Source organism: Streptococcus hillyeri (assembly GCF_003686955.1).
GTDB lineage: Bacteria > Bacillota > Bacilli > Lactobacillales > Streptococcaceae > Streptococcus > Streptococcus hillyeri.
On record NZ_RCVM01000002.1, the window covers coordinates 162,464 to 174,972 of the forward strand.

At 38.7% G+C, this 12,509-nt stretch carries 10 protein-coding genes; 6 read left to right on the forward strand and 4 right to left on the reverse strand.

All coding sequences use genetic code 11. The features are described from left to right. The first annotated feature begins 6 nt into the window (after window positions 1–6). Entirely contained in the window at window positions 7–1,335 is a 1,329-nt protein-coding gene (locus tag EAF07_RS02390; RefSeq protein ID WP_121834696.1) for an NtaA/DmoA family FMN-dependent monooxygenase, read from the forward strand. Between the two features lie 247 nt (window positions 1,336–1,582). On the opposite strand, the gene EAF07_RS02395 is transcribed toward EAF07_RS02390, so the two are convergent. Beyond that, the gene (locus EAF07_RS02395) at window positions 1,583–2,581 is read right to left on the reverse strand and encodes an AraC family transcriptional regulator (protein ID WP_121834697.1); all 999 of its coding nucleotides are present in this window, start codon (window positions 2,579–2,581) and stop codon (window positions 1,583–1,585) included. A gap of 115 nt (window positions 2,582–2,696) precedes the next feature. Between EAF07_RS02395 and EAF07_RS02400 the strand changes: the two genes are divergently transcribed. From EAF07_RS02400 to EAF07_RS02415, 4 genes are all read left to right on the forward strand, one after another. After that, complete coding sequence (locus EAF07_RS02400; RefSeq protein ID WP_121834698.1) at window positions 2,697–4,547, forward strand: beta-glucoside-specific PTS transporter subunit IIABC; 1,851 nt, start codon at window positions 2,697–2,699, stop codon at window positions 4,545–4,547. A 19-nt stretch (window positions 4,548–4,566) separates the two neighbouring features. Beyond that, window positions 4,567–6,060 (forward strand): family 1 glycosylhydrolase, encoded by a 1,494-nt coding sequence (locus EAF07_RS02405; RefSeq protein WP_121834699.1) that lies wholly within the window; start codon window positions 4,567–4,569, stop codon window positions 6,058–6,060. Window positions 6,061–6,853: 793 nt separating this feature from the next. Beyond that, a complete protein-coding gene (gene pynA / locus EAF07_RS02410) occupies window positions 6,854–7,561 on the forward strand; it encodes a pyrimidine 5'-nucleotidase PynA (RefSeq protein ID WP_121834700.1) in 708 nt (235 codons plus the stop codon). A gap of 104 nt (window positions 7,562–7,665) precedes the next feature. Beyond that, complete coding sequence (locus tag EAF07_RS02415; RefSeq protein WP_121834701.1) at window positions 7,666–8,691, forward strand: YeiH family protein; 1,026 nt, start codon at window positions 7,666–7,668, stop codon at window positions 8,689–8,691. 110 nt (window positions 8,692–8,801) lie between these two features. Here the strand turns inward: EAF07_RS02415 and EAF07_RS02420 are convergent, their stop codons facing one another. From EAF07_RS02420 to EAF07_RS10730, 3 genes are read right to left on the reverse strand one after another with little or no spacing between them, the layout of a single operon-like run. After that, the gene (locus EAF07_RS02420) at window positions 8,802–9,641 is read right to left on the reverse strand and encodes an aldo/keto reductase (RefSeq protein ID WP_121834702.1); all 840 of its coding nucleotides are present in this window, start codon (window positions 9,639–9,641) and stop codon (window positions 8,802–8,804) included. A gap of 42 nt (window positions 9,642–9,683) precedes the next feature. After that, window positions 9,684–10,364, reverse strand: a complete 681-nt coding sequence (locus EAF07_RS10725; protein WP_245962679.1) for a PucR family transcriptional regulator — start codon at window positions 10,362–10,364, stop codon at window positions 9,684–9,686. After that, the gene (locus tag EAF07_RS10730; protein ID WP_245962680.1) at window positions 10,300–10,773 is read right to left on the reverse strand and encodes a sugar diacid recognition domain-containing protein; all 474 of its coding nucleotides are present in this window, start codon (window positions 10,771–10,773) and stop codon (window positions 10,300–10,302) included. The genes EAF07_RS10725 and EAF07_RS10730 overlap by 65 nt, the downstream gene beginning before the upstream one ends. A 387-nt stretch (window positions 10,774–11,160) precedes the next feature. On the opposite strand from EAF07_RS10730, the gene EAF07_RS02430 reads away from it, so the two are divergent. Continuing rightward, window positions 11,161–12,501 (forward strand): GntP family permease, encoded by a 1,341-nt coding sequence (locus tag EAF07_RS02430; protein ID WP_121834703.1) that lies wholly within the window; start codon window positions 11,161–11,163, stop codon window positions 12,499–12,501. Window positions 12,502–12,509 lie beyond the last annotated feature (8 nt).

Genomic DNA, 12,509 nt, shown 5'->3' on the forward strand with positions numbered 1-12,509 from the left:
ACTATCATGACGGAAAAGAAACAAATGAAACTCGGTCTTGCCATGTTTGGAGCCGCTGGTTTAAACTTTAAATCTTGGACAGCACAGGAAGTGCGCCTCCAAGACTACCCAGATATTTCAGTGGATGTCAAAGCGGCACAACTAGCTGAAAAAGGAAAATTCCAATTCATGTTCTTTGGTGATTTTCCAGGAACAAAAGCAGTGGCTGATGCTGATATGCAGACCATGGGGTTGGATCCTTTATTGATTGCGACAGTCATTGCTAGCCAGACAAAGCATATTGGTTTAGGGATTACTAGAGCGACGTCTTGGAACAATCCTTACGAAGTTGCTCGCCAATTCAAGACGCTAGATGCGATTAGTAAAGGTCGTGTGGCTTGGAATGCCGTAACTGGTGCTAATGGCGTCAGCGCTAATGCCTATGGTGTGCACCTTCCATCTAGCTTTGACCGTTATGGCAAGGCGGCAGAATTTACGCAAGCAGTCCAAGCCTTATGGGCAACTTGGGAAGAAGATGCGCTTAAACTAGATCATGACAAGCAGATTTTTGCGGATTATGAGAAAGTCAAGTCTGTTACTGTAAAAGGTCAGTATGTTGAAACATCGGGAACCTTGCCAATTCCACCATCAAAACAAGGTCAACCGCCAATTTTTTACTCAGGAGGTTCTGGTAATAGTATTGCCTTTGCTGGTCAGCATGCAGATGTCTATGTCGGTGAAGTCTGGACCATTGAACAAGGGAAAGCCATGCGCCAGGAACTCAGTCAAGCAGCTGTTAAAAATGGTCGTCAACCAGGATCCGTTGCTTTTATCGCGGGTGTCATGCCTCTCATTGGAGACAGTAAAAAGGACGCCTTAGAACGTCATGCAAGATTCATTGATGAAGATACTTTTTATCAACGGGTAGCTCATATCGGCTATGCCTTGGGAGTCCAATTTACCATGGCGGATATTGAAAAAACTATTGCTTCTGAAATTCTTGACAGCGTAACGATTACTCCATATAGCGACCCACGGACAGAAAACATCATTCGAGTAGCGCGTGAAGGTTGGACATTACGAGAAGTGGTTTATCACTCAGTTATTGACTATCACCCTGCCGCAGTCGGTACACCAGAGGACATTGCAGATCACTTGACAGAATGGTTTGAAAGTGGCGCAGCTGATGGTTTCTGGGTTATGCCAGATGTCTATGAATCAGATTTAAAACGTTTTGTTGAGGAAGTTGTTCCAATCCTTCAAGAGCGTGGGATTTTCCATACAGACTATGAAGGGGAGACCCTCCGTGAAAATCTTGGAATCCCTTATCAATACGGGGTGAGAGAAGAAGTATAATGATATCGAAAACAGATATGAGGTAACAGCGACATTATTGCAGTAATTGGATTTGATGATCGACACGTGCATGTTATTATAAAAATGACAGATTGGAATTTTTAAAGCTTTATTTGTGAGGTATAAAGTTCTAAAAGCTGCATTCATACTCAGCTTGGCTGTATTCTTTATGGTGTTTTATAATTATTTGCAAATCAGTATGGTATTCTAAGTCATTATAGGAAATAAGATACTATTTACAATGGTATTATTGATGAAGTTTATACTGTATGCGGTACTTTTTAGGTAAAGTACCGTATTTTTCTTTAAACTTTTTATATAATTGGTTCTGATTGCTAAAGCCAGAAAGTAATGCTATTTCTGAGATTGGTAAATCAGAATGAATTAGGTATTTTTCGACTTCTTTTAATTTACAGTCAAATTGAATCTCTTTAAAAGATTTACCATAATTTTTACTAAGTAAAGTAGAAAGGTACTTTTCATGATAATTAAATAGATTGGCTAAATCTCTCAGAGTGATTGTTTTATAATTTTTTTCAATGTGATTTATAATTTGGAAAATACGAGTATCTAATTTATCAGAGAAATGAATTTCAGATGATTCAAAATCTAGGTATAGTAGTTCTAAAAGTATTAATGAAAAGTAATGTTGGATAGCAATTAAACTGTAAATTTGATTTGAGTAGTACTCAATAAGAAGTTTGTTAAAGAGATTAGTTATTTGATCGTTATTTCTTGTTTTGAAAATAATGTAGTTATCATGGCTGTCATTATTTATTAAAGTTCGATTCATGAAATCTAAAAGTACATTAGTTTGATTAAATGATAGCAGAGAATTAAAATAATCATTTTTCATATTGATATTGATGATAATATCACCGTAATCAGGTCGCATTTTTGCTCGTATAACGCGTTTGTCGAAAATGCAGACGTCGCCTGCTTTTAGAGTAATTTCTTTGCCTTCTATAAAATAGGTACATGTTCCAGAATAGATATAGTTCATATTAATATCATTATAGCAATGGAATGGTAAAAAAGTATAGCGTGAATCTTTTCTAACAAATAAAGGAGAATCATTCAACTGGGGGACATCAATAATCATAACTTCTTTACCATTAATAAATTGCCGAGGTGTGTATTCCTCACTGTAACGAACAGATAGAGTTCCAGGATTATTAAGGTAGTAAGATTCATTTTCAGTATGAGTAAATAGTAACTCATGTAATTGTTTTTCAGTTAGTCTCATAAGATTATTATATCTTACTTTTTGACAGTAAACAACTTAATTAATGCCATTGAATGTAAACGCTATCCATCATATAATTTGTTCATAAATAAAATTTATTAAGGAGTTACTCAATATGGCAAAAGATTATACAGCTTTGGCTAAAGATATTGTGAAACACGTTGGTGGTAAAGATAATGTTGTTGATTTACAACATTGTGTAACTCGCCTACGATTTACTTTAAAGGACGTATCAAAAGCAGATACAGAATACTTAAAGAAAAGAGATGGTATTGTTACCGTTGTTCAAGCAAGTGGACAGTATCAAGTTGTTATTGGTAATCATGTTCCTGATGTATATGCAGCAGTCTTAGAACAAGGTATTGCAGGAGTTGTGCGTTCAGGGGATACTGTTCATTCTGATACTGGAGGTAATATCTTTAGTAGAGTTATAGATGTTATTTCAGGAATTTTTCAACCTATTCTAGGTGTCATGGCGGCAGCTGGTATTATTAAAGGTTTAGTGGCATTATTAAAAGCAGTATTTGCAATTACACCTCAGACATCAACTTTAGCCCTAGTATTAAATGCTACTGGTGATGGTCTCTACCAATTCTTACCAATTATTCTTGCTGTAACAGCAGCTATTGGGGCGGCACTAGTATTCCCGTCACTTCCAGCAGGTGTTGAAGCATTGAAAGAAGCAGGTTTAACAACATTGTTAGGTCTTCCGTTTGCCCTACCTGCTTCTGGTAGCTATCTATCCACTGTTATTCCAATCATTTTAGCAATTTGGTTTGCATCTCATGTGGAACGTTTCATGAAAAAAGTCTCACCAGAAGTTGCTAAAATGTTTTTAGTGCCATTTGTGACTTTGCTAGTAACAGTGCCGTTGACATTTGCAATTGTAGGGCCTGTAGCTAATTTAATTTCTGATGGACTATCAAAAGGATTTATGACAATCCTTGATTTCAATCCGTTTGTTTACGGTGCTATTTTAGCAGCACTTTGGCAAGTGCTCGTTATGTTTGGTCTACACTGGGCAATTATTCCTCTTGCTATTTTGCAATTCTCAAACGAAGGTTGGACTACTATCATTGTTCAAAACTCAATTGTAGCCTTTACTCAAACAGGTGTTCTTCTTGCTATTTTGCTTAAAACAAAGGAATCTAAAGTTAAATCTGTAGGTTGGCCAGCTTTCATTTCATCAATCTTTGGTGTTACTGAACCATCTATCTATGGTATTACACTTCCGATGAAGACGCCATTCTTGATTTCATGTGCTGTATCTGCTGTTCTAGGTGGTTGGACACAATTCTTTGGACTTAAAAACTATGCGATGGGTGCACTAGGTATCTTTGGTATTCCAGGCTACATTAGTCCAACAGAAGGCTTGAAACCAATGTTTATTATTATCGCTCTTGATTTATTGGCTATTGCTCTTTCGTTTGCTGTTCAATTTGTTTTACCAGTACCAACACTATTTGGTGGAGAGGAATCTTCAGAAATAAAAGTTACTTCAAAACCTGTTTCCTCACAAGTTCTAACTAGTCCTATGATTGGTACTATCGTTGATTTGAAAAATGTTCCAGATGAAGTATTTGCTTCAGGAAGTATGGGTGAAGGTATTGCAATTGATCCTGCTGACGGTACAGTAGTCGCACCTGCTAATGGTGAAATTACATTGGTTTTCCCAACAGGGCATGCTATTGGTATGAAAACTGATAATGGTGCTGAAGTCTTGATTCATGTTGGTATGGATACAGTCTCTCTTGCTGGTAAAGGATTTAAAACTTTTGTTAAAGCGGGTGATAAAGTGCAAGCAGGAGAAAAATTAATCGAGTTTAACTTGTCAGAAATTCGTGAAGCAAAACTGCAAACAATTACACCGATTATTGTTACGAATTCTGCTGATTTTACAAAAGTTAATATCATTGCATCAGGTCAAGTGAATTCAGGTGATCAATTGGTTACAATTGAAGTCTAGTATAGGAAAGAGAATGATTATGTCAAACACAAAATTTCCAAAAGATTTTCTATGGGGTGGAGCCTTAGCTGCCACTCAGGCAGAAGGTGCGTACAATGTTGGTGGGCGCGGCCTTATCAAACTAGATGTTACAACAGGTGGAACAAAAGATATTCCTAGGCAAACAACCTATATTGATAAAGATGGTAAACCGGATACTGCTGCTGGTCGAGGTCATCATGCTGTTATTCCTGAAGGTGCTAAGTATGCCATCTTAGAAGACCATTACTATCCCAACCATGATGGTGTGGATTTCTATCATCGCTATAAAGAAGATATCAAGTTGTTTGCAGAGATGGGATATACCATTTTTAGGTTATCAATTTCTTGGAGTCGTATTTTTCCTAACGGAGATGATGCGGAGCCAAACCCTGAGGGGATTGAATTCTACCGTGATGTTTTTAAAGAATGCCATAAGTATGGAATAGAACCCTTGGTGTCTATCTGGCATTTCGATACTCCTCTTAACCTAGAAGTAAAATATGGTGGTTGGAACAACCGTAAATTGATTGACTTTTATGCAGAATATGCGAGAACTATTTTTACTGAGTATAAAGGATTAGTTAAATATTGGTTAACATTTAATGAAATCAATAATACTGTGATGATGTTAGATATGTTTGGCAGAACGGCAACAAATGAGATGTTCCAAAACGGTTTCCAACAACTTCATTATCAATTTGTTGCAAGTGCAAAAGCAGTACAAATTGGTCACGAGATTGACCCAGAAAATAAAATAGGATGCATGATTTGTGGAATCACTTTCTACCCTGCAACTTGTGATCCAAGAGATATTCTCGCAAATGAGTATAAGTGGCAACAAGGTATCTATTATTGTGGTGATGTGCAAGTTAATGGAGAGTATCCGACTTATGCTAAGCGTCTGTGGAATCAATATGATGTGAAACTTGATATGACAGATGAAGACTTAGAAGAACTCAAAAAAGGTAAAGTAGATATTTACACATTCTCTTACTACATGTCCAACAACGTCACTACTCATACATTGGATGAGAAAGACCGTGTTGAAGGTAATTATTCAACTGGTGCCCGTAATGAATATCTTGAGTACTCTGACTGGGGTTGGGCGGAAGACCCAGTAGGATTAACATACTATCTTGAAAAAATTTATGATCGCTACAAAATTCCATTGATGGTAGTTGAAAATGGACTAGGGGCAATTGATAAGGTGGAAGATGACGGAAGTATCCATGACAAGTATCGTATAAATTATCACAGAAGTCATATTGCTGCCATGTCCAAAGCAATTGAAAATGGAGTAGACTTGATTGCATATACAACTTGGGGTTGTATAGACATTGTTTCTTCTGGAACAGGAGAGATGAGAAAACGTTACGGCTTTATCTATGTTGATAAAGATGATGAGGGTAATGGAACATTCAATCGCACTCCAAAAGATTCATTCTATTGGTATCAGAAAGTTATTGCTTCTAATGGTGAAGATTTAGAATAAGATAGATAAAGTGAGGTTGGGACATAAATATCTCAACCTTCTATTTTTAATGGTAATAACAGATTGACGCAGTGGTTGATTGAAGGTCTGCAACTGGACACTTCTTCATTTTCAAGTGTCCACCTAAAATAGTCCACTGGACTATTTTACTACCACGCAATCGTTAGCGGCCATCCTAATCAACTGTGCGGAGGTGGGACGACGAAGTCAATTTCTTCGAAATCATGACTTCTGTCCCACTCTCTTTTTCATGAGAGGTTACGGAAAGTATAGTTGGGCACAAGTTTTATACTCATCGAAAATCAAAATTAGCATTTTAGAACCTCTAATACTTTTGAGGCACTATCGAACGAAGTGAGGCTGAAATGTTTCTTTCGCTATAGTGGTATTCTTAGCAGTGAAATTGCCCAGTGGACAGTTTCAGTCTGAGCTTAGAAATACAGGAGCTCAGAGTAAACTCTTGATAAGAACGGACTTTTTGGGAGAACTACAGAAATTGAGAATCAATTTCGTAGTAGTTCCCCCGCAAGGATGATTAGGTTGGACGCTGTCGAGTAGTCGACAAGTACAGCAAATCATCTACTGCGATAGAGATAAGCTCAAATCTAGCAATGAAACTCCGTAGGAGGTTTTGATATTGACTTTGTCAACTCTATTTCCCACCTCAAAAGGTTCCCCAAACCTTTTGAGCGTCCGCACTTTTAAGAAAGAAATAAAAAGTAATTTTTGATTTTTGTTAAGTATTAAATTATATGGTATAATAAATCCAATTACATACATGAGAGGTATAATGATGCCTTACAACTTTCTACTCTTCGACCTTGATCACACGCTTCTTGATTTTGGTGCGGCTGAGGATGTGGCTTTAGAAGCATTATTAACCGAAGCTGGTGTGACTGATATTCAATCTTATAAAGATTACTATGTACCGATGAATAAGGCTATGTGGGAGGATTTAGCTGCTGGGAAAATCAGTAAGCCCGACCTCATCCGCACGCGCTTTGCTAAGTTATTTGCTCGCTTCAATCAAGAGGTGGACGGTGCTTACATGGCTGAACGTTACCAGCACCACCTCAGTCAGCAGGGACAGGTGTTTGATGGGGTTCCAGAGTTTTTGGCGACCTTGTGCCAGCAGGGCTACCGTCTTTTTGGAGCAACCAATGGGGTGACCTTTATCCAAAAAGGTCGCTTAGCCCATTCAGGACTTGCCCCGTACTTTGAGAAGATTTTCATTTCTGATGAAGTTGGCCACCATAAACCTGACAAGGCGTTTTTTGAAACCATAGCAGAGCAGGTAGACGGGTTTGAAGCGCCAAAAGCTGTCATGATTGGAGATAGTCTTTCAGCAGATATTCAAGGCGGTAGCAATGCTGGGATTGATACGATTTGGTTTAATCCGATTCAGTTGGTCAACGAAAGCACAGCCATTCCAACCTATATTGCTGAGACTTATGACCAAATCGTGGACATTTTACAAGCCGCTGAAGCGAAAACACGCTAGTCACCAATGGCACATCAATCAAAAAGAGTGGATGAGTTCCATTCTTTTGTCGTTTTACAACGGCTTTAAAAAAGTCTATAATGGTCACAAGATAAGGAGAATATATGTTTGGACTACAGAAAAAATTACCTGGCTTGTTACTTTGTATCGGACTTGCTATACCAGCTTGGTTGTTTGGGAAGTGGCTTCCTTTAGTTGGGGCACCTGTTTTTGCGATTTTTCTTGGTATGCTAGTAGGACGTGTCCACCAAAACCGAGAAAAGACCCGTTTAGGAATCACTTTTACATCAAAATACCTGCTACAGACAGCTGTGGTACTCTTAGGCTTTGGCCTGAACCTTTCCCAAGTCTGGGCTGTTGGATTAACGTCGTTACCAATTATCATCAGCACCATCGTAACTGCACTACTCACCGCCTATGTCTTGCAGAAGTGGCTCAAACTGGATGTGAATACCACAACTCTAGTCGGTGTGGGCTCTTCTATCTGCGGAGGCTCTGCTATTGCCGCGACAGCGCCAGTTATCGAAGCCAAAGATGAAGAAGTGGCTAAGGCGATCTCCGTCATCTTCCTGTTCAATATCTTAGCTGCGCTTACTTTTCCAACGCTGGGAGAGGTGCTTGGGCTGTCCAATGAAGGTTTTGCCCTATTTGCGGGAACGGCAGTCAATGATACCTCTTCTGTGACGGCGACAGCGACAGCTTGGGACGCGATTCACGGTAGCAACGCCCTAGATGGGGCAACTATTGTCAAATTAACCCGTACCTTAGCCATTATTCCAATTACACTAGGCTTGTCTTTTTATCGAAGTTATCAGGTTTTGAAAAATGGCGGAGCTGCTCAGTCAACTTTTAGTTTTAAGCGATCTTTTCCGATGTTTCTCCTTTATTTCCTACTTGCTTCGCTGTTAACAACCGTAGTTAGTAGTCTGGGAATGACAGTAGAACTCTTTGACCAATTCAAAATCTTATCAAAATTCTTTATCGTCATGGCTATGGGAGCTATTGGCTTAAATACAGACATCATCACATTAGTCAAAACAGGCGGTCAAGCCATCGGTGTTGGTGCCACTTGTTGGATAGCCATAACTGTTGTCAGTCTAATGATGCAAAAAGCAATGGGGATGTGGTAAGACCGATGAAATGGACTAGTATAGCTCATGACCAATGCTCAACATGTAGGAGCAATACTTGAGATGCCAATACAAGAAAAAGCTGGGAAATCATTCCTAGCTTTTTAAGATTACTCCATGTCTAAAGCAACTCGATGACGTGGTGCTGGAAATAGCTGGTTTAAAAGGTCCAACTGTTTTGGGGTTAATGTTATCTGTTGGCAAGCTACTAATTGTTTCATGTGCTCTAGTTTGCCGCTTCTAGGAATGGATACCATGTTTTTCTGAGCAAGGGTAAAGCAGAGCAACAACTGGTAACAGTTTAGTTTTAAATCTGCTGCTAACGCTTGCAAATCTTGGTTGGTCAAAAGGCGACGATTCAAATCACCTGCCTGAGCTAACGGGCAGTATGCCATAGTCGGTATCTGATGAGCATCTTGAAAGGGTTTTAAAGCGTATTCAATTCCTCTTGAACCTAGATGGTAGAGAACTTGATTGGTTGCACACTGTTTACCATCTGGTAATTCAAGCAGCTCTTGCATATCTTCTAAATCAAAATTAGACACTCCCCAGTTCAGTATTTTCCCTTTCTTTTTCATTTGTTCGAGCATGTCAATTGTTTCATTCAGTGGGGTATTACCTCGCCAATGATAAAGGTAAAGGTCAAGATAGTCCGTTTTCAAACGACTTAGAGAAGCGTCAAGGCTAGCTTCTAACCGTTTAGCATTAGCATTTGAAGGCAAGACTTTTGACACAAGGTGAATCTTGTCACGTTGAAATGGCTGGATGGCTTTGCCAACTAACGTTTCGGCTCTGCCATTGCCATACATTTCTGCAGTATCAACGATAGTTACACCATTTGATAAGGCGTACTGTAACGCGGCAATTTCCTCTTTTTCTTTGTGGGGACTTTCGCCTAAAAACCAAGTACCGACACCGAGATGAGGTTGTGTGATGAGAGTGTTAGTCATAGAAATCTCCTTTATTTGATGTTGTTTTTATTAGTTAGAGGACTAATCTTGAAGTTTATAGAGGATTGAAGCCAATTTCAAGGTGAAAAAATCCGATAAAACACGAGGATCATAACCGGTTAAATCGGTTATTTTATTGAGTTGGTATTGGACGGTGTTTTTATGAATGAATAAGGTTTCCGCACATTGTTTAATGCTGCCATTGCATGATTCGTAAGTATCAAGCAGTGACAACATGTGTTCAATGTCTTGCTTGGGAAGGTCATTAAAAAGATTGTTTAGAAAATACGATTTGTTGCCGGCATTTACATCGTGTAAAACTAAACCATAAGCCATATCAGTGAAAGCTAAGGTTTGTTGATGTGAAAAATGTTTGTTCCAACTTAAAGCAGTTTTGGCCTGATCAATGCTTTTTTTAAGCTCGCCATGTCCTTTTCCAGGAGTTCCAGCTCCAAAAATCAGTGTAATATGGTATTTTTGTTCAAGAAGTTGACAGATTTGTTGGATGGTTGTTGTCACTTTTTGTGATTTTTGCGTGGGGAGAAGAGCTAGAAAAAGGTTTCCACGCATTTCAAAAATGGTACGTTTATCCTTGCTAAGTAGATTTTCTAAATCGAGATAGAAGTGGCTTTGTTGCTCAAAAAAGTAATCGCTGGGACTATTCAGTGGGAGGCCAGCAATGGCCGTGTAATACTGATTGTCTATGTCGATACCATATACCATATACCATATCTAATGATCGCTGATTTTCTGCTGAATCATTATCTTGAATAATCGTAAGGATATGGGAGTGAGCATTTCTTCGATTGTAAACAACTTCTTTGGCCATATTGTTTAGGATGAGAACTTCGGTCATTTCTTTGATGATTTCACCATATTGTGAAACCTCCTCTTTTTTACCAGTTATTCCAATGACTCCAACCATTTGGTGGTCAATAGCAACAGGTAGATTGATGCCTTGTTTTGCTCCCTTGTACTGATCATCGTATTCGATAACGATGGCTTGATTGGCTTCGAGAACAAATTGTGCGCCTTGATGATTTTGTTGACCAATCCTGCTAGGGTCGGTACTGGCAATGATAATCCCCTCTGTCGAAAAGAAATTCAATTCTTGTTGAATAATATGTTTCATCCGGTTGACGATATCCTGAGCAAGTAGTGCATCAATCATAGGTTTTTCCTTTCGGCTTTAATATTCTTTAGACTAATTATACTACATTTAAAGAAGAGTAGGGTCAAAAAAAGAAGATAAGCTTAATGTGTTTCGTATTTTAGGTTTTGTTACAGAGACTAAAAATAAAGACAGAAAAAGGTTGAAAGTCTAGTTTGTGATACATTGAACAAAAACTTATGAATGCGTTATCATATTAACATGAAATATAAGGACTGCAACTTATTATCATAATATGTTGTAACCTCATCTTGTTGAGAAAGCTAGCGTCTTTACAAGAATGGTGTTACGTTGACTACACTACACTAATGTTAGCTGACATTAGTCATTAAAAAGGAGTTCATGACTATGGATAGTGGATTTATCAGTTTGCTAGGGATACTCTTAGCGCTATTCTTCCTCATTTGGGGATCATTTAAACAGATTCCAATTTTAGTATTGGGACCGGTTGCGGCAGTCGTTGTTATTTTCTTATCAGGATTGCCACTGACAGAGACGTTGACAGGTGAATACGCTGAGTCATTTGCTGGTTTTGCGAAAAGTAATTTCTTGATCTTCTTACCAGCAACTGTTCTTGGCTCTATGCTGGGTGATTCAGGCGCTGCACAAGATATTGCCAATAAAATCGCTGAGTGGTCAATGCGAAAAGGCGGCAAAAATGCTAAATTCTGGGTATTGATGGGTCTGTCACTTATTACAGCTATTCTTTCCTTTGGTGGTGTTAGTGGATTTGTCGTTATCTTCACCATTGCGCCAATCTGTTTCCGTATTTTTAAAGAACTAGACATTCCATGGCATTTTATCATAGCAGTATCAGTTTATGGTGGTTCAATGTGGACTGCAATTTTACCTGGTTCACCTGCTATTCAAAACTTGATTCCAATGGAGTCATTAGGAACTAAACCAACGGCTGCACCTGTTCTAGGGATTATTGCTGCGGGTGTTTCTATTCTCTTTGGGGCTTGGTATATTTGGTGGATGCTCAAGAGAAATGAGAATCGTGGCGAAGGATTTGAAAAGAGTGGTCACAAGATGGAAGCTGCTTCTCAAATTCTAGCGATGAAAGCTATGGACAAGAAAACCACAACGTTGGATTTTATTAAGGCTTTGACACCTTCAATTGTGTTGATTGTAGCAATGAATGTGTTTGATGTGGCACCATATCTTTCATTAACTTTAGGCTGCCTTGTTTGTTTTGCACTTTACTTCAATAAATTCGTGAATTTCCGAAACACAATGGCTGATGGTGTGAATTCAACCATGAAGTCAATCATGAATGTTGCAGCAGTCGTTGGTTTTGGTGGTGTTGTAGCAGTTGCACCTGGGTTTGATTATCTTGTTGCGAATTTGGATAAAATTCCTGGTCCACCACTCATTCAATTAGCTATCGCGACTAACTTGGTCGCAGGTATTACTGGTTCGGCATCAGGTGGTGAGGCAATTTCATTGAATGTATTTGCGCCTCGTTTCCTTAAACAAGGTATTAGTGCAGATGTCCTTCACCGTATGGTAAACATTTCTTGTTACGGTTTGGATTCATTGCCACATAATGGATCAGTTATTAACCGTTTAAATTACACTCATCTCACACACAAGGAAGGTTACTACCATGAATTTTGGCTTGGAGCTGCATTCCCACTAGTTAACTCAATATTCATTGCCGTTCTTGCCTCATTTGGTATTGTTTAAAAAGTAAA